The sequence below is a fragment of the Mycolicibacterium aichiense genome, assembly GCF_010726245.1.
Taxonomy (GTDB): Bacteria; Actinomycetota; Actinomycetes; order Mycobacteriales; family Mycobacteriaceae; genus Mycobacterium; species Mycobacterium aichiense.
This window is the reverse complement of record NZ_AP022561.1, coordinates 4376670-4398133: the sequence shown is the minus strand read 5'-3', so window position 1 is coordinate 4398133 and position 21464 is coordinate 4376670. Positions and strand designations below refer to the sequence as shown.

General features: G+C 67.7%; 17 protein-coding genes. 9 read left to right on the top strand and 8 right to left on the bottom strand.

Annotation, left to right across the window (positions count from 1 at the left end):
- Positions 1–2 precede the first annotated feature (2 nt).
- Entirely contained in the window at positions 3–1082 is a 1080-nt protein-coding gene (locus tag G6N32_RS20950; RefSeq protein ID WP_115321684.1) for a hypothetical protein, read from the top strand.
- Here G6N32_RS20950 and G6N32_RS20945 read toward each other — a convergent pair.
- Entirely contained in the window at positions 1079–1351 is a 273-nt protein-coding gene (locus tag G6N32_RS20945) for a hypothetical protein (RefSeq protein ID WP_115321683.1), read from the bottom strand. The two genes, G6N32_RS20950 and G6N32_RS20945, sit on opposite strands and share 4 nt — an antisense overlap.
- A gap of 75 nt (positions 1352–1426) precedes the next feature.
- Between G6N32_RS20945 and G6N32_RS20940 the strand changes: the two genes are divergently transcribed.
- Genes G6N32_RS20940 through G6N32_RS20930 form a run of 3 tightly spaced genes read left to right on the top strand, consistent with a single transcriptional unit; the run spans position 1427 to position 5878 of the window.
- Complete coding sequence (locus G6N32_RS20940) at positions 1427–2053, top strand: hypothetical protein (protein WP_115321682.1); 627 nt, start codon at positions 1427–1429, stop codon at positions 2051–2053.
- The gene (gene typA / locus G6N32_RS20935; RefSeq protein ID WP_036343786.1) at positions 2050–3948 is read left to right on the top strand and encodes a translational GTPase TypA; all 1899 of its coding nucleotides are present in this window, start codon (positions 2050–2052) and stop codon (positions 3946–3948) included. The genes G6N32_RS20940 and typA overlap by 4 nt, the downstream gene beginning before the upstream one ends.
- A gap of 19 nt (positions 3949–3967) precedes the next feature.
- Entirely contained in the window at positions 3968–5878 is a 1911-nt protein-coding gene (locus G6N32_RS20930; protein ID WP_115321681.1) for an ABC transporter family substrate-binding protein, read from the top strand.
- A gap of 19 nt (positions 5879–5897) precedes the next feature.
- On the opposite strand, the gene G6N32_RS20925 is transcribed toward G6N32_RS20930, so the two are convergent.
- The 4 genes from G6N32_RS20925 to G6N32_RS20910 form a co-directional block, all read right to left on the bottom strand.
- A complete protein-coding gene (locus G6N32_RS20925; RefSeq protein ID WP_115321680.1) occupies positions 5898–6842 on the bottom strand; it encodes a hypothetical protein in 945 nt (314 codons plus the stop codon).
- A 128-nt stretch (positions 6843–6970) separates the two neighbouring features.
- The gene (locus tag G6N32_RS20920) at positions 6971–7936 is read right to left on the bottom strand and encodes a hypothetical protein (protein WP_147292066.1); all 966 of its coding nucleotides are present in this window, start codon (positions 7934–7936) and stop codon (positions 6971–6973) included.
- 317 nt (positions 7937–8253) lie between these two features.
- Positions 8254–9309 (bottom strand): class I SAM-dependent methyltransferase, encoded by a 1056-nt coding sequence (locus G6N32_RS20915; protein ID WP_410432326.1) that lies wholly within the window; start codon positions 9307–9309, stop codon positions 8254–8256.
- A gap of 32 nt (positions 9310–9341) precedes the next feature.
- Positions 9342–10592, bottom strand: a complete 1251-nt coding sequence (locus G6N32_RS20910) for a chloride channel protein (protein WP_115321678.1) — start codon at positions 10590–10592, stop codon at positions 9342–9344.
- 40 nt (positions 10593–10632) lie between these two features.
- Between G6N32_RS20910 and mshB the strand changes: the two genes are divergently transcribed.
- Positions 10633–11499: an N-acetyl-1-D-myo-inositol-2-amino-2-deoxy-alpha-D-glucopyranoside deacetylase gene (gene mshB, locus G6N32_RS20905; RefSeq protein WP_115322052.1), complete on the top strand. Its 867-nt coding sequence runs from the start codon at positions 10633–10635 to the stop codon at positions 11497–11499.
- A gap of 91 nt (positions 11500–11590) precedes the next feature.
- Positions 11591–11941 (top strand): hypothetical protein, encoded by a 351-nt coding sequence (locus G6N32_RS20900; protein ID WP_174901050.1) that lies wholly within the window; start codon positions 11591–11593, stop codon positions 11939–11941.
- On the opposite strand, the gene G6N32_RS20895 is transcribed toward G6N32_RS20900, so the two are convergent.
- On the bottom strand, positions 11938–12885 hold the full coding sequence (locus tag G6N32_RS20895; RefSeq protein WP_115321676.1) for a hypothetical protein: 948 nt from the start codon (positions 12883–12885) through the stop codon (positions 11938–11940). The genes G6N32_RS20900 and G6N32_RS20895 overlap by 4 nt on opposite strands.
- Positions 12886–13133: 248 nt before the next feature.
- Here G6N32_RS20895 and G6N32_RS20890 point away from each other — a divergent pair, with 248 nt between their 5' ends.
- Positions 13134–15683 carry a bifunctional FO biosynthesis protein CofGH gene (locus G6N32_RS20890; RefSeq protein WP_276047431.1) on the top strand — a complete coding sequence of 850 codons (2550 nt, stop codon included), beginning with the start codon at positions 13134–13136 and terminating at the stop codon, positions 15681–15683.
- A 3-nt stretch (positions 15684–15686) separates the two neighbouring features.
- Here the strand turns inward: G6N32_RS20890 and G6N32_RS20885 are convergent, their stop codons facing one another.
- On the bottom strand, positions 15687–16481 hold the full coding sequence (locus G6N32_RS20885) for an alpha/beta hydrolase (protein WP_115321674.1): 795 nt from the start codon (positions 16479–16481) through the stop codon (positions 15687–15689).
- 69 nt (positions 16482–16550) lie between these two features.
- Positions 16551–17204, bottom strand: a complete 654-nt coding sequence (locus G6N32_RS20880) for a TetR/AcrR family transcriptional regulator (protein ID WP_163789358.1) — start codon at positions 17202–17204, stop codon at positions 16551–16553.
- A gap of 94 nt (positions 17205–17298) precedes the next feature.
- On the opposite strand from G6N32_RS20880, the gene G6N32_RS20875 reads away from it, so the two are divergent.
- Positions 17299–20514 carry an ATP-binding protein gene (locus tag G6N32_RS20875; protein ID WP_232077219.1) on the top strand — a complete coding sequence of 1072 codons (3216 nt, stop codon included), beginning with the start codon at positions 17299–17301 and terminating at the stop codon, positions 20512–20514.
- Positions 20515–20596: 82 nt separating this feature from the next.
- Complete coding sequence (locus G6N32_RS20870; protein WP_115321672.1) at positions 20597–21463, top strand: alpha/beta fold hydrolase; 867 nt, start codon at positions 20597–20599, stop codon at positions 21461–21463.
- Position 21464: the final 1 nt, after the last annotated feature.

Here is a 21464-nt window from a genome sequence, read left to right as displayed (position 1 = left end):
TCGTGGGCGTGCTCCGGTTCATCTGGCAGCGCGTCCTGGCGTTCGACCGGATCGGCTCCCGGATTCCGCAGCTCATCCAAATCTGGCTGCTGGAACTGCTTTTCGCGTTGCCGCTGGCGTTCTTCGTCGGTAAGGCCATCGACATCCACGGCGCGTTCGGGGTGCCGGGCACGGGGGAGTCGATGCCGGGGACTTTCTGGGGTGCGCTCGTGGTCGCACTGGTCGCCGGGTTCTTCTTCGTGCGCTCACTGGTGAAACCCCGGATCGTGAAGGGTTCGTGGGCTCCGGTGGTGCACGCCGACGTCGGCGACTTCACGGTGTACGCCGCCAACGACCAAGCCCGGGTCGACTACGTCTACTTGAGCAGCCACCCGTCGTACGCGCTGCTGCTCCTGCTGACCGTGCCCATTCCAGGGGTGATGGTCGCGGCCACCACCAATCAGGGTGACAGCACCTTCTACTGGCGGATCACCGGCATCGTCGGTCTGGCCATTCTCGGCTGCATGGCGCTGGCGCGGATATTGGCCTGGTACGTCTTCAGATTCGGACGGCGACAGCTTGACGATCAGGTGTCGGGTCTGCCGGTGTCGGCGCGCCGGCTCGGCTGGGAGATCGCCTGGAAACCGGTGCTGATGCTGGTGGTGCTGATGTACGCCATCGTGTGCATCCCGCTGGGCTGGATGTGGATCGCCGAGAAACGCACCATCGCGCGGCTGCCCGAGGTGACCGTGGCCGACGCCCGGGACCACGTCGGCGACTATCGCCGGGTGCAGGGGACGCCGGCATCCCCGCCGCAGTACTGGGCGCCTCGCGGAACCGGACGCGGCGGCAACAACTATGCCGGGGCCGGGATCCTCGTCGACCTCGACGCCGGAGGGCAGGCGCTGCTGCTGGCGGAATCGATGTCGGTGCCGGACTTCCGCGGCGTCCTTCAGCGCACCGACGGCGGTCGCCTCAACGCCACCGGCAAGGTGATCGACCAGATCACCGCCGACCAGCGCATCTACTACGGATTCGACCCGGGCGCATTCGGCGCGGCACCGCCGGGCGGGCGCGTCATGCTGCTGCTGTCCTACCCCTAGTACTTGAGGGCGTCACCCGCGACCCGCACATCGGCGAACTGTCGCGGATGATGCGCGGCGTGCACCGGGTGCATGAGCACGGGGTGGCGGCAGTGCGGGCACGTCTCCGGCTGCCGGCGGTCCGACGACACCGTCAGGTGGCGACACCCCGCACACCGGACGACATATGCCGCACCGATCCAGTTCAGCAGCCCGAGATAGATGGCGGCAGTCGCCGCGGTGCCGAGCACCACGATGAGGGCAATAGTGAGAACTTCGTAGACCGTCATGTCCGAACCTCCTTTGACGGTATGCATTCACGGTAACTCCGCCGAGTTTGCGAATGGTGTGGAAAGCCTGTTGGAATGCCGTGCGTGGGGACGCTGGCGACACTTTCGCGGCAATGCTGGCTGTTCGCGGTGGGTTCGGCCTGTTTCGCCGCGGCGACCGTGCCCGGTTTCTCCGCCGTCGCCGGTGCAGGTGCTGCCAACTGGCTCTGCTTCGTCGGCTCCTGGTTCTTCACCGCGGCGGCCTGGATGCAACTGGTTCTTGCCACACCGCCCTGGAAACTCGAATGGCTTTCGGCGGCAATCCAATTCGTGGGCACCGTGCTGTTCAACATCAGTACCGGTGCCGCAGTGTGGGCGCACGCGACCGGAGTGCGCCGCCACTACGTCTGGACCCCGGACGCGTTGGGGTCGGTCGCCTTTCTGGTGAGCGCGGCGCTCGGGGTGGCGGCGGCCACGATCGCGGTGGGGCTGATCGCGCTCGGGTCGCGCGACTGGCAGGCGGAATGGATCAACATGATCGGCTCGATCGCGTTCGGGGTCTCCGCGGTCGGTGCATTCGTGCGGCGAACCGGAATCACCGAGGACGCGCTGGTAGCGAACCTGGGGACCTTCTTCGGAGCGCTGTGCTTCCTCGCTGCGGCGCTGCTGGTGCTTCCACGTTTTCGCGAAAGGGCACCTGCGCTGCGAGAATCAGGGCCGTGAACAACCGAGACTTCCGCAATGTCGCCATCGTGGCGCACGTCGACCACGGCAAGACCACCCTGGTGGACGCCATGTTGCGGCAGTCCGGAGCCCTGACCCACCGTGGTGACGACACCATCGAACGCTTGATGGATTCCGGTGACCTGGAGAAGGAAAAGGGCATCACGATCCTGGCGAAAAACACCGCCGTGCATCGTCATAACCCCGACGGCTCGATGACAGTGATCAACGTCATAGACACCCCCGGTCACGCCGACTTCGGCGGCGAGGTCGAGCGCGGCCTGTCCATGGTCGACGGCGTGCTGCTGCTGGTCGACGCCTCCGAAGGCCCGCTGCCGCAGACCCGGTTCGTGCTGCGCAAGGCGCTCGCCGCGCACCTGCCGGTGATCCTGGTGGTCAACAAGACCGACCGGCCCGATGCCCGGATCGCCGAGGTCGTCGAGGAAAGCCACGATCTGCTGCTCGACGTCGCCTCCGACCTGGACGAGGAAGCGCAGGCGGCCGCGGAGAAGGCACTGGACCTGCCGACGCTGTACGCCTCGGGACGGGCCGGCATCGCCAGCACCACCCAGCCCGCCAACGGCGAGAACCCCGACGGCGAGAACCTCGATCCGCTGTTCGATGTCCTGCTCGAGCACATTCCGCCGCCGCAGGGCGATCCGGAGGCGCCGCTGCAGGCGCTGGTGACCAACCTGGACGCGTCGGCGTTCCTGGGCCGGCTCGCGCTGATCCGCATCTACAAGGGTCGCCTCAAGAAGGGCCAGCAGGTGGCCTGGATGCGCGAGGTCGACGGCCATCCGGTGATCACGAACGCCAAGATCACCGAGCTGCTCGTCACCGAGGGCGTCGAACGCACCCCCACCGAGGAAGCCGTGGCCGGTGACATCGTCGCGGTGGCCGGCATCCCCGAGATCATGATCGGCGACACCCTGGCCGACCCCGACCACGCGCACGCGCTGCCGCGGATCACCGTCGACGAGCCGGCGATCTCGGTGACCATCGGCACCAACACCTCGCCGCTGGCGGGCAAGGTGTCCGGCCACAAGCTCACGGCGCGAATGGTCAAGAGCCGCTTGGACTCCGAACTGGTCGGCAACGTCTCGATCAAGGTCGTCGACGTCGGCCGGCCGGATGCCTGGGAGGTGCAGGGCCGCGGTGAGCTGGCGCTGGCGGTGCTCGTGGAGCAGATGCGCCGAGAAGGCTTCGAGCTGACCGTCGGCAAGCCGCAGGTGGTCACGCGCACCATCGACGGCAAGCTGCACGAGCCGTTCGAGGCGATGACCATCGACTGCCCCGAGGAGTTCGTCGGCGCGATCACTCAGCTGATGGCCGGCCGCAAGGGCCGCATGGAAGAGATGGCCAACCACGCGGCCGGATGGGTGCGGATGGACTTCATCGTGCCCAGCCGCGGGCTCATCGGCTTCCGCACCGACTTCCTGACGCTGACCCGGGGCACCGGAATCGCCAACGCGGTGTTCGACGGGTATCGGCCGTGGGCGGGGGAGATCCGGGCCCGTCACACCGGTTCACTGGTGAGTGACCGCTCCGGCCAGATCACCCCGTTCGCTATGATTCAGCTGGCCGACCGTGGGCAGTTCTTCGTCGAGCCCGGGCAGGAGACCTACGAGGGCCAGGTCGTCGGAATCAACCCGCGAGCCGAGGACCTTGACATCAACATCACCCGTGAGAAGAAGCTCACCAACATGCGGTCCTCGACCGCTGACGTGATGGAGACGCTGGCCCGCCCGCTGGAGCTCGGTCTCGAGCAGGCCATGGAGTTCTGCGCCGAGGACGAGTGCGTCGAGGTGACGCCGGAGATCGTGCGGGTGCGCAAGGTCGAGCTCGACGCCACCAGCCGGGCGCGGGCGAAGTCGCGGGCCAAGGCCAGGGGCTGACCTGCGACCTATCGCTACTCTGAGGGGCGTGCCGAGGAGACCGTGCAGCCTTCGAGCCCTGGCTGTGCTGTTGTCAGTGCTGGTCACGGCCGCGTGTACGGTCAGCCCGCCGCCGGCCCCGCAGAGCACCGAGACCACGGAGTCGCCGGCGCCGTTGCCGCCCAAGGCGACCCAGATCATCATGGGCATCGACTCGATCGGCGCCGGGTTCAACCCGCACCTGCTGTCGGATCAGTCCCCGGTCAACGCGGCGATCAGCGCGCTGGTGCTGCCGAGCTCGTTCCGGCCGGTACCCGACCCGGCCACGTCGACCGGCTCGCGCTGGGAGATGGATCCGACGCTGCTGGTCTCGGCGGAGGTGACCAACCAGAACCCGTTCACCGTCACCTACAAGATCCGTCCCGAAGCGTCGTGGACCGACAACGCCCCGATCGCCGCCGACGACTTCTGGTACCTGTGGCGCCAGATGGTCAGCCAGCCCGGAGTGGTCGACCCCGCGGGCTACGACCTCATCACCGGCGTGCAGTCGATCGAGGGCGGCAAGACCGCCGTGGTGACCTTCGCGCAGCCGTACCCGGCGTGGCGGGAGCTGTTCAACGACCTGCTGCCGGCGCACATCGTCAAGGATGTGCCGGGCGGCTTCCCGGCCGGCCTGGCCCGCGCGATGCCGGTGACCGCCGGCCAGTTCCGGGTGGACAACATCGACCCGCAACGTGACGAGATCCTGCTCGCCCGCAACGACCGGTTCTGGGGACCGCCGGCGCACCCCGACCAGATCCTGTTCCGCCGCGCCGGCGCGCCCGCCGCGCTGGCCGACTCGATCCGCAACGGTGACACGCAGGTGGCGCAGGTGCACGGCGGGGCCGCTGCGTTCGCCCAGCTGTCGGCTATCCCGGATGTGCGAACCGCGCGGATCGTCACTCCGCGGGTCATGCAGCTGACGCTGCGGGCGCGCGAGGCCAAGCTGTCGGATCCAGCTGTCCGCAAAGCGATTCTGGGGCTGCTCGACGTGGATCTGCTGGCCGCCGTCGGCGCCGGCAGCGACAACACCGTCACCCTGGCGCAGGCGCAGGTGCGTTCGCCGAGCGATCCGGGCTACGTGCCCACCGCGCCACCGGCACTGGGCACGCAGCGGTCCCTGGAACTGCTCGAGCAGGCCGGCTTCCAGATCGACCGGACCCCCACCGAGTCGCCGGTGCCGTCGCCGCCGTCGGCGGGTTCGCGCACCGAGACACCGCAACCGGGGCCGCCGGAGATCACCCGCGGTCGGGTCAGCAAGGACGGCGAGATCCTGTCGCTGGTGATCGGCGTGGCGACCAACGACCCGACGTCGGTGGCGGTCGCGAACACCGCGGCCGACCAGCTACGCAGTGTCGGTATCGCCGCGACCGTGCTGGCCCTGGATCCGCCGGTGCTCTACGGCGATGCGCTGGTGAACAACCGCGTCGACGCCATCGTGGGCTGGCACGCCGCGGGCGGTGACCTGGCCACCTCGCTGGCGTCGCGCTACGGCTGCCCGGCTTTGGAGGCCACGCCTGTTCCGACGGCGGCTCCGACCAGCACGACGGCAAGCCCGTCGCCGACACCGTCGGCCAGCCCGCCGCCGGTGACCACGCCCGTGACGCCGACCAGCCCACCGCCGCCCACTCCCGAGTCGGGTGCGCTGGTGCAGGCGCCGTCGAACCTGACCGGAATCTGCGATCGCAGCATTCAGCCCAATATCGCAGCGGCCCTTGATGGTTCGGCCAAGATCGACGACGTCATCAACCTGGTCGAGCCGCGCCTGTGGAACCTGTCGACGGTCTTGCCGATCCTGCAGGACACCACGATCGTCGCGGTGGGCCCGAGCGTGCAGAACGTCAGCCTGAGTGGGGCGGTGCCGGTCGGCATCGTCGGTGACGCCGGCCGATGGGCCAAAGCCGCGCAGTAGGCGGCTGTTGTAAGTACTCCTATCGGGCCGAGGCGGCCTTGTGCGCGCGCTTGGAACCGGCGACACCGCCCTTCTTGGCGGTGGACGTGGCGCCGCCGGCTGCGGTCGTCTTCGTATTTGTGGACTTGGTGAGGCGGCTTGCCGCTCCGCTGGGGGCCGGCACCGTGGGGATCGGCCGTGTGGTGGCCCCGGGGCCGGCGAGGAGGTCGGCATAGACCCGCGCTCGCCCGGTGTCGATCTTGAAGGCGAGGTCGTTTGCCGCGGCGGTGACGGCCTGCTGGATCGGTGCCCGGCCTGCGGTCAATGCGGTGACGATGTCGCCGGTCTGGGCGAGCGTCGAGGCGAACGCCGTCGCCCCGGCCACGGCGCCGCCCAGCACGGTCAACGGGCCTTGCACCAGTGCCTGAGCCGCGATCTGATAGCCGGCGACGAGGGCGTCCTGGGATGCGGTGAAGGTGCGTTCGAGGGTGGCCTGCAGCCCGAAGCCGCCGAACGGCATGCGCGATGCGGTGAGCAAGCTGAACGTGTTGGTGATCGGCACCTGAAGGGCGAGCAGTGCCACGCCGAGCGCTTGGGGGACGTCACGGCCGGCCTGCAGCGCGCCGATGAACGCGGCGGGGCTGCTGATCAGTCCTTTGCCCAACCCGACCAGACCCCAGCCGGTGAACGGGGCATAGGTCGGTAGGGGCGCGGGGGTGTTCGGACCAAGGCAGTATGTGTCGCACTGCTGGGTGCTGCCGATCAGGATCGGCGTCGCGGCGAGGATGTCGCCGAGCAGGTTGATGCCGATCTGGTACGGAATCGCGCCGAATGCCGGGATGGAAAGGTCGGTGAGCTGGATCTGGGGGAGGTGCACCGAGGTGATGGGCGTGCTCTGGCTGGGGGTCAGCGGACTCACGGCGATGATGCCCGCCCCTGCGAGCGCGATGCTGGTCTTGTAGAGCGAGGTGACAGTGGCAGGCATTTCTGGCTCCTTCGCCGAGGTATACCGACCAGGCGAAACTTACCTGACAGCAAACTGACAAACTGCGAGTTGGCAGAAGTGGCGAACGGTGTTTGAGCGGACAACCAGTTCGGCCCGCGCGGGCGCCGTCAGTCGGTCGACGAGCCGGCGCCGGAAGATCCCGACGAACTGGACGAAGAAGTCTTCGAGTCCCGGGCCGACCCCGCCGTCGAGCGGGTGGTCCCCGTCGCCGGCTTGCTGTCACCGCGGCCCTTGGTCGGGGTTGTCGTGCCGGTGCCCGAGTCGCTGGAGTCGGTCGACTTGGTCGCGGGGGACGTCGTGGTGGTGGGCCGCAAACTGGCCGCCGTCGGCGTGGTGTCCGGTTTACGAGCGGAGCCGGCCTTGTTGTTCTGGCCGGACGGCTCCGGTGTCGCGGTATCGGTGGCCGGCTCACTGGTAACCGGTTTGGCCTCGGTCCCTGCGCCGGCGGTCGCCGAGGCGACCAGATTCTTCAGTGCCGCGGGCGGTGGGATGGCCGGCGGCCGACGCCCGTACAGAACGTCCCTGATCCCGTCGAGAATGATCAGCCCCGGGCCCCAGAACGCCCGGATCGCGGCTTTGACGGTGTCCAGCGCGCCGGCGATGTCGCCGGCGAGCAGATCCAGAGCAGCGGTCACGACGAATTGCGGAACGCGGATGATCACCGCCACCACGGCGTAGGCCGCCTCGACGACTTTTCCGCCGAGATATGAGGTGTCCAAGACCAGGCCATTGAGCGCCTGCACCACGTCGGAACTGACGACCGAGGTGACAAATCCCGTGGTGGATGGGACAGGAGTGGCGTTTGCCGACTCGACGAAGCCGGACCCGATCGGTTCTGGCCGGTAAGCAGTTTGCTCGGGGAGGGCCGCGACGACCGACGGTTCGGGATTGATCGCCGAGCTGACCTCGCGGCTGATGCGATCGGCGTCCGCGGCCAGGGCGGCCAGGATCTGCGCGAGCGCAGGGCCGATGTCCGAACTCGGCAACTTCGGCGTCAGTGCGCTGAGCAGGGATTTATCGGACGGACTGAGCAAATCGGGGCTGGTGGACAGCTGCGTCGTGGAGATCTGCATGTCCCTGGATGGAGGCGCGAGGGGGTTGGCCACGACCACAGTCGCCGCCACGAGTGCCACCCCTGTAGTGAGGAATGGCCCCAACGCCCGTCGCATGCCGTCTCCCTAATCCGTGTTTGCGGCACGGCTAGGAGAACGATACCTGAGAATAGGCTGATAAGGGTAAAGACACCGCCTGAGAATTTTTTTAAGCGAAAATTCCTGTTTACCGAGGTGGGGGCCAGAAAATCCTTGTGAGCCAACCCATTTAGGACGGCCGGTACCTTAAGGGCGGCTGAGGAAATTTGCATACGCACAGACTGGCTAATTCTGGTGCCTCACACCGGCGGCACGCTCGATTTTTCGTACACCAGCCACCGCATCTCGACCGGGCGTTGATCGCGGGGCACGTCGAACACGTCCAGCCCACTGACCCATTCGGCGTACCAGCTGGTCGGCGGCCAGGTCCCGGCAGGCAGATGGTCCTTCTCGTAGTCGTAGACCGACACGTCCGACACCAGTGCCAGCGCAGACCCGGCGAGCGCAGCCGCCATCTGGGGTTGGGTGAAGATCGTCGTGTAGCACTGTTGGCCCAGCTGCAGGGCCCCGTCGTCCGGGGTGTAAGCGCGGTGCGCGACGAAGGCGTTGAACACCAGCCGACCCCCCGGGGCCAGGCAGTGGGAGGCCAACTCGAAGATCCCGCGGAGCTGATCAGTCGACCGGAAGTCCGACACCACCTCCGACAGCAAAATCAGGCGGTAGTCGCGGCGCAGATCATCCATCGTCGCGAAGATGTCGCGCTGCAACACCCGTACTGCCAGCGACTCACTCTGTGCAGCCTCGCGGATGCTCTCGGCGAACGACGCCGTCATCTCCACCGCGTCGACGTCGTGGCCGCGGCGCGCCAGCGCCAATGCGTTGCGTCCGGTTCCCGCACCCAGATCCAGGATCGGACACGAGCGGGGGTCGGCCGCTTCGCCGGCCAGCGCCCACACCCGGGCGTCGGGTTCGGATCCGAACAGCGGTGGTTCGCGGGTGGCGATCCAGTTCTCGTACGCGCCTTCGACCGTCCACCAGCGGCTCTTGACGTGGTAGTTCAGCACCGTTCCGACCGGGGCCGCATACGAGATGACGATCTCCGAGCGCGGCGACGCGCCGAACGCCTCGGTCAGCTGGTCGCGCAGGATGCCGCGGAGTTCGTCGACCTGCTCGACGGTGAATTCACTGCCCAACGCCGCGAACAGGTTGGCGCACATGGTCACGTATGCCTCGAGCAGGCCGGGCACGGCGGGCAGGCTGATCTCGCCGGTGGCGACCGAACGCCGGAGCAGCCGGCGCGTCATCGCGCTCTGAAGCGATGGATCGGCGGTCGGGGACAGCGGCACGTCTTCCACGTGAGTCCTTCTACCCGATCCGGCGGCGGTTGTCAGTGATCGGTTTGCTCGTTCACCGGAATTTCGCGGCGCCGGGTGAGTAGACCGTCGAGCACACTGGCGGCGCCCGCGGCGGCGGCGAAGACGATCAGCAGCCACCACGGGGGATGGGCCAGCTCCCACACGAACAGCGCCGCCCAGGCGGGAGCACCCTGAGTGACGGCGAGTACGCCCGCGGCGCAGGCCAGTGACACCGCCGGGACGCTGACCGTCACCGGCGTCCAGGCGTTGATCGCCATGGCCACCAGCGAACCCATCGCCGCGCCGGTTGCCAATGCTGGCGTCAACATGCCGCCGACCGCGCCCGCGCGCAGGAACAGTGCGGTCACCAGCGGCTTGAGCACCAGCAGCGTCCCGGCCGAGGCCAGCGTCAGCCCGGAGGCGACGCTCACGGTCAGCACGCTCTTGCCGTTGCCCGGCAGTTCGGGCCACCAGTGCGACAGCACACCGACCAGCAGTCCGGCTGCGGCGATCGCGGGGATCAGCAGCCAGGAGTCGCCGACCCGGTGAGCCTTCGCGTACTGCATCAGCCGGTTGAAACCCCGGCCCACCGCGAGCGCCAGCGGGGAGATCAGTACGGCGAACCCGGTCAGCAGATAGGACAGTTCGGGATCGGGCCAATGCAGCGGCACCTCCAGATGGGTGACCGGTGCGGCCACCGCCACCGCGATGCTGGAGGTGATCATCGCTGTTCCGACGGTGCGCAGGCTCCAGCTGCCCAGCACGATCTGGATGGCGAACAGCGCGCCGCCCATCGGCACGCTGTACACCGCCGCCAACCCGGCCCCGGCCGCGCAGCCGAGCAGGATCCGGCGATCGCCGGCGGTGAGCGCCCACCTGGAGGTGCCCAGATCGCCGAGCGCGGCGGCGAACTGGCGGGGTGCGCCCTCCCGGCCGAGCGACGCGCCGGCGCCCACCAGCAACACCTGCAGGCAGGCGTCGAGCGACAACGCGAGCCGCGGCATCGGTCGCGGAGACTCGATGGCCTCGGACAAGGACGGCACCCGGGTGCGTCGCCGCAGCAGCCACCAGCCGAGGCCGGCGAGCGCTCCGCCGATCGTGGGGCCGACCGCGCGGCGCACCGGACTCGAGCCCGTCACTCCGTCCAGCAGGGTCCCGAAGCTGTAGTGGAACGTGAGGTGCTCGACGGCGTGCAACAGCAGGGTGGTCGCGGCGCCGGCGAGCCCGGCCAGCAGCCCGATCGCGACGACCGCGCAGCCGAACTCCAGGTGGCGCCGGTTCACGGGCCGAATCTATGCCACGTGCGCCGGTAGGGTGGCCGACGTGGCTGAGCAGGAAACCCCGCGACTGTTGTTCGTACACGCCCACCCGGACGACGAGACGATGAACAACGGGGTGACCATCGCGCGCTACGCGCAACGCGGCGCCGAGGTCACCGTCGTCACCTGCACCCTCGGTGAAGAGGGCGAGATCATCGATGACCGTTGGCTGCGACTCGCCGTCGACGAGGCGGATCAGTTGGGCGGCTACCGAATCGGGGAACTGACGACGGCCCTTGCGGCGCTGGGACTGTCCGGCCCGCGGTTCCTCGGCGGCGCGGGCAAGTGGCGCGACTCGGGCATGCCCGGCACCCCGGCGCGCAAGCACACCAAGTTCGTCGACGCCGACGTCGACGAAGCAGTCGGACTGCTGGCCGACGTCATCGACGAACTGCGCCCGCACGTCGTCGCCACCTACGACCCGGGCGGCGGCTACGGCCACCCCGACCATGTCCAGACTCACACGATCACCACCGCCGCGGTCGCGGCCGCGACCTGGAGGGTGCCGAAGTTCTACTGGGGTGTCATCTGCGCCAGCGCTTTTCGGGACGGCGTCAACGCGCTGCGCCCCGACGACGTGCTGTCCGACTGGATCATGCCGCCCGCCGACGTGGAGTTCGGTTTCCCCGACGACAAGATCACTGCGATCGTCGAGGCGCCCGAGCATGTCGACGCCAAGGTCGACGCGATCGCGGCCCATGCCACCCAGATGCTGGTCGGTCCGACCAGGCGGGCGTTCACGCTGTCCAACAAGCTCGTGCTGCCCGTGCTGGCCGCCGAACACTATGTCCTCGTCGAGGGCGCAGCGGGCCCGACCGACGAGCGGGGTTGGGAGACCGACCTTCTCGGCGGACTCGGCTTCGGGCACTAGGTTGAACCGACCTCGATCGACCCCGGCGGGACCGCGCCGCGCCACACGCTCCGTTGAGGTCGCCGACGACCCGGGCACGACGGACCCGGCCATCCGCACGGTGGTGCTCGCCCTGCTGGCCGTCGACGGCGTGCTCTCGGCCGTCGCCGGCGCGCTGTTCCTGCCGCTTTATCTGGGCGGGGTGCCGGTGCCGATCAGCGCGCTGGTCAGTGGTCTGGTGAATCTCGCCCTGGTGTGGGCGGCCGGCCACTGGACGGACTCCGACCGCCTTGCCGCGCTACCGCTGATGACGTGGCTGGTCACCGTCGCCGCGCTGACCCTGGGCGGGCCGGGCGGTGACATCGTCTTCGGCGGCCCCGGAGTGATGGCCTACTCGGTGCTGATCTTCCTGGCGTTGGGTGCCGCGCCGCCCGCGGTGTTCTTATGGCGGCGCACCCGCTAGCTGTTGCCCTTCGCGGCCTTGCTTCGCGCCGAACCGCCCGTCGACTTCTTGGCGCCGGATGTGGCACCCGACTTGGTCGAGCCACCCTTGTCCGAACTGGCGCTGCTGTCCGCCTTGGCGGACTTGTTGGTGCTGACGACCTTCGGCGCGGGGGTGTCCACCGAGCTGTTGGTGTCGGTGACCGCCTGCGCGGTGACGGCGGTGTCGTCGGCTGCGTCGGCCGTCTGGGTGACCGCCTGCGGACGGCCGGAATGGGCGAGGCCGGACTTGGCGGTCGCCGTTTCGGTCTTCTGCTCGACGGCGGCGCCGGCGCTCGCGGCCGCGGCAGGCGTCTTCAGCGCTGCGAACGGCAGCGGCGGCAACGGCGGCAGCGGGAACGGGAACCACTGCAGGCTCCAGAAGTACGCGACCTCCTGGGTGCCGACCACGCCGAGGCTGTTCAGGGTGGTCTGGGCGATCGCGGTCAGCCCGTTGCGCCAGACCGTCGGGTTCCAGAAGTCGTTGACCACCGGGTCCAGGAAGTCGTAGACGACGCTGTTGGCCACCGGGACGGTGAAGTTGGGGTACCAGATGTAGATCTGATCGCTGATGAGATAACCGAACGGGATCCATCCGAGTAAATACGGGCCCAGGTCCAGGGCGAAATAATTGCCCCAGTAGAGGACCCACTGATAGGCCGCGTCGATGGCGTCCGAGGCGGCATTGTTCGCCTGCGCTGTCTTGGCTGCTGCGGGCCGGCCGGGTGACGGGGCGACGTCCGGCGCGCCGATGGTGGCTGCGGCGGCATTGACCTGGTTGACCAGCGGCTGAACCGCCGCTGAGAGGCGGACGGAGTCCAGCGACATCGCGGCCGGCGCCGAGGGCTGCACGGGCGTCAATGCCACGGCGCCGACGACCGCCGCCGCTATCCCAGCGGTCAGATATGAACGGACGGACACGGTCATGGCGAACCCCCTGCTTCAGACACAGCTAATACTGACAATTTACGTTGCGTGCGCGTAAGTGTTACAGATTTTGTCGCCGTGTCCCGGTCACTGAGCGGGCCCGACGGGCAAGGTCGCGCGGCCACGTGCGAGGACTACTGTGTGCAGCATGTCAGTCGCCGGAGTTTCAGATTGTGGGACGTGCGGATGATTTCTCAGCTGTCGACGGTTACCGGGGAGTGGCCCTGAACTCGCAGCCAAGTAGCCCGTTGCCCACGCCGGTGGTTCCGCAGCGGACTGATGCTCCGCCGCCCGCTGCGCTGAGACGCGTCCTGCGTCGCGCCCGCGACGGTGTCGCCCTCAACGTCGACGAGGCGGCGATCGCCATGACCGCCCGCGGTGACGACCTCGCCGACCTGTGTGCAAGCGCGGCCCGGGTTCGCGACGCCGGCCTGGACTCCGCAGGCCGCCGGGGCTCTGGCGGGCGCCTGCCGGTCACCTATTCGCGCAAGGTGTTCATCCCGGTTACTCATCTGTGCCGCGATACCTGCCATTACTGCACCTTCGTGACGGTGCCGGGCAAGCTGCGTGCCGAGGGCAAGGGCATGTTCATGGAGCCCGACGAGATTCTCGACGTGGCACGTCGGGGCGCGGAATTGGGTTGCAAGGAAGCTCTTTTCACTCTCGGTGACCGTCCTGAGGCCCGCTGGGACGAGGCCAAACAGTGGCTGGACGAGCGCGGCTACGACTCCACCTTGGATTACGTGCGCGCGATGGCGATCCGAGTGCTCGAAGAGACCGGCCTGCTGCCGCACCTGAACCCCGGGGTGATGAGCTGGACCGAGCTGTCGCGGCTCAAGCCGGTCGCGCCGTCGATGGGCATGATGCTCGAGACCACGTCGCGGCGGCTGTTCGAGACCAAGGGGCTGGCGCATTACGGCAGCCCGGACAAAGATCCCGCGGTGCGGCTGCGGACGCTGGATGATGCAGGCAGGCTGTCGATTCCGTTCACCACGGGATTGCTCGTCGGGATCGGTGAGACGCTGACCGAGCGCGCCGAGACCATGCACGCGATCCGGCGCTCGCACAAAGAGTTCGGGCACGTTCAGGAAGTGATCGTGCAGAACTTCCGGGCCAAGGACCACACCGCGATGGCGTCGGTACCCGATGCCGGCATCGACGACTTCCTGGCCACGATCGCCGTGAGCCGCCTGGTGCTCGGTCCGAAGATGCGCATTCAGGCGCCGCCGAATCTGGTGTCGCGGCAGGAATGCCTGGCGCTGGTCGGGGCCGGTGTCGACGACTGGGGTGGGGTGTCGCCGCTGACGCCCGACCACGTCAACCCGGAGCGGCCGTGGCCTGCCCTGGACGAGTTGGCTGCGGTGACTGCCGCGGCGGGTTACGAACTGGTGGAACGCCTTACCGCGCAGCCGTCGTACGTGCAGGCGGGTGCGGCGTGGATCGATCCCCGGGTGCGCGGACATGTGGATGCGCTGGCCGATCCGGACACCGGATGGGCGCTGGACACCAAGCCGGTGGGCCGGCCCTGGCAGGAACCCGACGAGGCGTCGGAGTCCCTGGGCCGCACCGATCTTCATTCGGCCATCGACACCGAGGGCCGGCTGACCGAGACCCGCAGTGATCTCGGCAGCGCGTTCGGGGACTGGGAGTCCATCCGGGAGAAGGTCTCCGAATTGGCCGCCCGCGCACCGGAGCGCATCGACACCGATGTGCTGGCGGCGCTGCGGTCGGCCGAACGCGACCCGGGGGGCTGCAGCGACGACGAATACCTGGCTCTGGCCACCGCCGATGGCCCGGCAATGGATGCGGTTGCCGCCCTTGCTGATTCGCTTCGCCGCGAGGCGGTCGGTGATGACGTGACGTTCGTGGTGAACCGGAACATCAACTTCACCAACATCTGCTACACCGGCTGCCGGTTCTGCGCGTTTGCTCAGCGCAAGGGCGATGCCGACGCGTACTCGCTGTCCACCTCCGAGGTTGCCGACCGTGCGTGGGAAGCGCACGTCGCCGGAGCCACCGAGGTCTGCATGCAGGGCGGGATCGACCCCGAACTGCCGGTCACCGGTTATGCCGATCTGGTGCGGGCGGTCAAGGCGCGGGTGCCGTCGATGCACGTCCATGCCTTCTCGCCGATGGAGATCGCCAACGGGGTGACCCGCAGCGGCCTTTCGGTGCGCGAATGGCTGACCTCGCTGCGCGAGGCCGGGCTCGGTTCCATTCCCGGCACCGCCGCGGAGATCCTCGACGACGAGGTGCGCTGGGTGCTGACCAAAGGCAAGCTGCCCACCTCGGAGTGGATCGACGTGGTGACCACCGCGCACGAGGTGGGGCTGCGATCGAGCTCGACGATGATGTACGGCCACGTCGACACCCCCAAGCACTGGGTGGGGCATCTCAACGTGCTGAGAGCCATCCAGGACCGCACAGGCGGGTTCACCGAGTTCGTGCCGCTGCCGTTCGTGCACCAGTCATCGCCGCTGTACCTCGCCGGCGGAGCACGTCCTGGCCCGACGCACCGGGACAACCGCGCGGTGCACGCCCTGGCGCGGATCATGCTGCACGGCAGGATCTCTCACATCCAGACGTCTTGGGTGAAGCTGGGCGTCGAGCGCACGCAGGTTATGCTGCAGGGCGGCGCCAATGACTTGGGCGGCACTCTGATGGAAGAGACCATCTCGCGGATGGCCGGCTCGGAGAACGGCTCGGCGAAGTCCGCCGAGGAGCTGATGGCGATCGCCGCCGGTATCGGCCGTCCGGCGCGTCAGCGCACGACGACCTACACCGACCTGGCGGCCTGAGGCTCAAGCACCGAGATTCTGGGCCTTGAGCCAGGTGAGCGCGACATCGGCGACCTCCGGCCAGCCGTGGTCGACGATCAAGGAATGTCCCTTGCCGGTGAATTCGTGGAAATCGGTGACAGCCGACGATTTCGCGTACCGCTTGTAGGCGCCCCGCGCGGTGACCAGGGGCACCGTGTGGTCCTCGGTTCCGCCGGTGATCAGCAGTGGCCCGCGCCCGGTGTTCGCGGTGTCCGCGGTGGCGGCCGAGTTCGGCACGAAGTTGGCCGTCCCCACTTCGAAGAGCGGCTTGCACGGGGACGGGATCGCCCATTGTTCCCACAGCGCATCGGATTCCGTCTCGCTCAGCGCATTGCCGAACCCGTAACGCCACTGTCCGCGGGTCAGCCCTTTGGCGCGACCGTGGTTGAGCGGGTTGCCCAGCACCGGGAACGCCGAGCGCAACTGGGCCAGTGGGAGGGCTCGGATGCCCTTGATCGGAGCGGGATTGATGGCCACCGCGGCGGCAAGCTTGTTCTGGCCCAGGAGCAGTTGGGCGATCAGACCACCGAACGAGTGCCCGATCGCGATGGGCGGGGTATCGAACTGGTCGATGATCGCCGCGAAGTGATCGGTGACCTGCCGCAGACTGAATCCGGCTTGCGCGTCGAGGTTTTCGCGGGTTGCGGTCACTGTTTCCGCTTCGCCCGGCCAACCCGGCGCGATCGAGCGGTGGCCCTCGGTGGCGAACCGCTCGATCCAGGGCTGCCAGGAAGTGTGCGATACCCACAGTCCGTGGATGAAGACGATATCGGTCATGGCGGAGACGGTAGGTGGGCACTGTTGACCACAAGTGGACGACCAGTGAAGTGCGTTGCCCGCCCGGCGTCAGTTGGTCGCGGCGGCGTGCAGCGACTGGCGGAACTGTGTGCTGAGGAATTCCTTCGCGCGATCCTCGGGCCAGCCCAGCACGGTCACGGTGAAGTGGAAACCATTGTGCGGTCCGTAGTGGTAGAGGGTGATGTCCGCGAAGTCCTCGTCGGTGAACGAGTCGGCGAAGTCGCCCAGAGTGCGTAACTTGCGGGCGATTTCGTACAGCGCGGCGCGATGCCGCGCCATCGCCTGCCCCAACGATTCGGTGGCCGCCTCGTCATGAACCGCGGTCGCGAGAACCAGTTGAACGATGTCGTCATACCGGCGCCAGAACTCCAGATACGAGTCGGCGAGCGCCGCATAGACCTCCGCCGGCGATTCGCATCGCTCAATCTGGTCAAGGGTGCCTTGCACCAGGTCTGAGGTGGTCCAGCTGTCCATCAGTGAGCGCAGCAGACCTTGCTTGCCGCCGCACTGTTGGTACACCGTCCCTGCGGACACCCGGCTGGCCGCGGCGATGTCGTTGATCGTCGTGGCGAAGTAGCCGCGCTCGGCGAACAGCGTCCGCGCCGAGGCGAGCACCGCTTGACGCGTTTGTTCGGCGTATTCGTCTCGGCGTGAGCGGCGACGTTCCGATGGTCGTTCGTTCGTGCCGGGCGGTGAAGTCATGAGGGAACGAATCCTACATCGGAGTAATGGTGAACCCAGTGAAGCTACTGTGAACCTATTGTACATTGGCTGTATTGACTGTAGTGTCACTGCAGTGAGTTGGACTGCGGGCGGCGCCGCGTCGGAGGATGACGGCTCGCAGCTGCGCTTGCAGATCCTCGGGCCGCTGCGGGTATGGCGCGGCGAGATCGAACTGGACGCCGGACCGCGTCAACAACTCTGTTTGCTGGCAATGCTGTTGGCCCAGCCTGGGCAACCGGTGAGCACCGGGGCGTTGATCGATCTGATCTGGGGTGAACACCCACCGGACAGCGCGCTCAACGTCATCCACAAGTACGTGGGAGCGCTGCGTCGCGTCTTCGAACCATCGCTTCCGCCGCGGAGTTCGGGAACCCAGCTGCTCCGGCGGGGCGGCGGTTATATGTTCACGCCAGCAACGGCGGCTCTGGACCTGGCCGAGTTCCAGCAGCGCGTCGACGCCGCCCGGCGCGCTCTCGGTGAGAAACAACCCGACGTCGCCCTTGGGCATTACGAAGCGGCTCTGGGCCTCTGGAGGGGCGCGGCGGGCGACGGACTGGACTGCGCAGCGTCGGCGGCCCCGCTGTTCGCCGAGCTCAACAATCGATTCTTCGACGCGTGCGTGGGCGCGGCGGAATTGGCGCTGTCGATGTGCGCGCCGCAGCGAATCTCCGCGCCCCTGCGGCTGGCTGCTGCGATGGCTCCGCTGAACGAGCCGGTCCACGCTGCCCTCATCGCGGTGTTATCGGCGCAAGGGCAACAAGCGGAGGCGCTCAATCTGTTTCGCGTCACCCGCCGGCGACTCGCCGATGAGCTCGGTATCGAGCCGGGCCAGACGCTGCATCGTGCCCATCAGCGGGTGCTGCGCCAACAACCGGTGCGTGCCGCAACCTTCGTTGCCCAGTCGCCGCCGGTCACCGGCGTGATGACGCGGACCGCGGGTTTCGTCGGTCGTTTTCGAGAGACGGCAGCCGTCGCCGAATCGGTGAATGGTGCGATCGCACGCAGCACAGGACTCGTGCTCGTGGAGGGCGAACCCGGAATCGGCAAAACGCGTCTACTCGAAGAGATTCGCGCCACCGCCGGACGGCACGCGCTGATGGCGTGGGGTGACAGTCCACCGTCGGCTGGCACTCCGGCGATGTGGCCGTGGGTCCAGGCACTCAACGCAGTTGTGGCGGCACTTCCTGAGGAGGCGCAGCAACGCTGGCGTGCTGGAGAGATCGGCCACCTTCTGGATTCGGCTTCTGAGGCGTTGCCGCCCCCGTTGCCCGACAGCGGGGCGCGGTTCCGTCTGTTCGAGCGGGTAACCGCGTTGATCGGGGAGTCCGCGGCCGCACGACCCGTGGTGCTGGTCATCGACGATCTGCACTGGGCTGACCGGCCCTCGCTGGAACTGTTCTCGCACTTGGCATCCAGACTTCCCGACGGTGTTGCACTCGTCGGCGCGCTGCGAGATAAAGCGCCCGCACCGCGCGCCGACCTCACCCGGATGCTCGCCATCGCCAGCCGCGTGCCAGGTGTGCGCCGAATCCGGCTAGAACCGCTGACCCAATCTGATGTCGCCGATCTGATCCGATTCGAGATGGGGCGAGAGCCCAGTGTCAGTGCGGTCAGCAGCATCCATCGGCGGACAGTGGGCAACCCGTTCTTCGTGCGAGAGCTGTCACGGCTGCTGGCCCACCGTGAGACGTCGGTCGGTGACACGCCGGTCAGCGCGGAAGTGCCTGCCACGGTGCGCGACATCGTTCACGATCGCATCACCCACGTCGCCGACATGGACAGGGTCCTGCTGTTCACGGCTGCGTTGATCGGCCGCGACGTCGACCTCCGGGTGCTTGCCCACGCCGCGGGCCTCGATGCCGGGGAATGCCTCGACTGCCTAGAACCGTTGAACGAACTCGGCATTCTTGCCGCCACTGCAGATCCGTTCCAGTTCCGGTTCGTCCACGACTTGGTGCGGGAAGCGGTTGTCGAGCTAATTCCCGCCCACCGCACCAGCCGCATGCACGCCCGCATTGCCGATGCGCTGCAAGCCTTTTCGCGGGAAGGGGAAGTGCTGCTGGAGCGCCTCGCCCACCACCTGTGGGCCGCGGGGCCCTGCGTGCAACCGGATCGGACAGCAGACGCGCTCATGCAGGCCGCCCGGCGGGCGGTGAACAAGTGCGCATTCGAAGCGGCCGAGCACCACCTCTGCGCGGCCATCGAGTTGTCCCGGCAGGCCGCCGCGCCGGAACTGGAACTCGCTGCCCTGACCCAGCTCACCGCGATGGTGGGCATGCAGTCGATGTACGGCGCGCATGGATTGCGGGACATGTTGGAACGTGCGGAACGGCTGGCGGTCGGACTCGGGCGGGAGCGCGATGCCGCCGGGTTTCTCTATTCACGGTGGGCGGCTCATGCGCAGGCGATCGAGCTCGACGTCGCTCGCCCCCTGGCGCAGCGGTTGCTCGAACGAGGGTGCGCGTCCGCTGATCCCGTGGTGCGCTCGTACGGCTTTCAGGCCTGGGGGATCCAGCAGTGGAACGCCGGCCACATCGGTGAAGCATTCCGCTATCTGGTGCGCTGCAGGCAGTCGTTGCTCGACGAACTCCGCAACGACGAGGACCCGGTGTGCCGGGATCTGCACTGGCTGATGACGGGAATGCTGGCGGAGACCACTGCGCTGCACGGCGATCTCGACTCGGCGAAAGAGCTTTTCGACGTTCTCGAGTCCGCCGCGGGCGCGGAACCGTACTTGATCACGGTATGGGCGGCAATGGTGTGCCGGACCGCAGTGCTCGCCGGCGACCCGCACTGGGCGCTGCAGGTGGTGGCGCGCGGCCTCGAAGTGGACCCCGGCTTCAACTTCGTGTTTCTCGGGACGTATCAGAGATTGGCCGGCTGCTGGGCGGCGGCGATGACCGGTGATCGACCCGTCGATGCCGCCGCGCGTGACGCAGAGGCGCTCATCGCGGCGAACCTGCTGGACCCGCCGCGTTCCTGTGTGGCGACCTGGTGTGCGCTCCTGGCCGAGATGTGGCTTGAGGCAGGCGAATCCGACCTAGCCGCGACCGCACTCGAGCAGGCCGAGCAACATATGCGTGACCACGGCCAGCGGTACGCGGAAGGGTTTGTGCTTCTGATGCGCGCGCGGTTGACGCACGCCCGCGGGGTGCCGTCGGCTCAGGTGCGGGTAGCGGCGCAGCACGCCCGAGCGGTATCGGTGGACCGTGAGGCGCATCTGTTCGCCAGGCGAGCCGAGGCGCTTCTCGACGAACTCGATTCAGCCGCCATGCAACGCGCGGTCTGAGCGCCTGCAGTCCATTGCGAGTCCATTAGGTGTCAACAAGGACCACCTAACTTGGCAGGCATCCCGACCACAGGAGCGTGCCATGAGTCTTGTCCGCTATCACACCGCCACAATCGACGGTATCGATGTCTTCTATCGCGAAGCCGGCGACCCCGCCAACCCGACGATCCTTCTGCTGCATGGGTTCCCGTCCAGCTCGCACATGTTTCGCAATCTCATTGCCTCGCTTGCCGATTCCTATCACCTCGTGGCGCCGGACCATGTCGGTTTCGGCCAGTCGTCGATGCCGACGATCCACGAATTCGACTACAGCTTTGACAACCTGACCGCGGTGACCGAGAAGCTGATCGCCCGGCTCGGCCTGGAACGTTTCGCCATCTACATCCACGACTACGGCGCACCAATCGGTCTGCGGATCGCCAGCGCGGCTCCGGAGCGGATCACCGCGATCATCACACAGAGCGGTAACGCCTATCTGGAGGGCTTCACGCCCTTCTGGGACATTCTGTTCGCCCATGCCAAGGACCGCGCCGCCAATGAGCGCGGCGTTCGCGAATACTTCACCGCGAGCAAGACGTACTGGCAGTACACCCACGGCGTACCCCACGATCGGCTGGACCGCATCGCACCCGAAGCGTGGCAACTCGATCAGGCCGGGCTGGACCGCAAAGGCAACGACGAGGTCCAGCTGCAACTGTTCTGGGACTACCAGTTCAACCTCGACGGGTACCCGGGATTCCAGGAGTACTTCCGCACCCATCAGCCTCCGCTGTTGGTGACCTGGGGCCGCAACGACGAGATATTCGGTGCCGCAGGAGCAGAGGCCTTCCGGCGCGACCTGCCCGACGGCGAGTTCCACCTGCTCGACGCCGGCCACTTCGCGCTGGAGACACACGGCGAGGAGATCAGCGGATACATCCGGGAGTTTTTGGGCAAGGTGACCGGGTAGG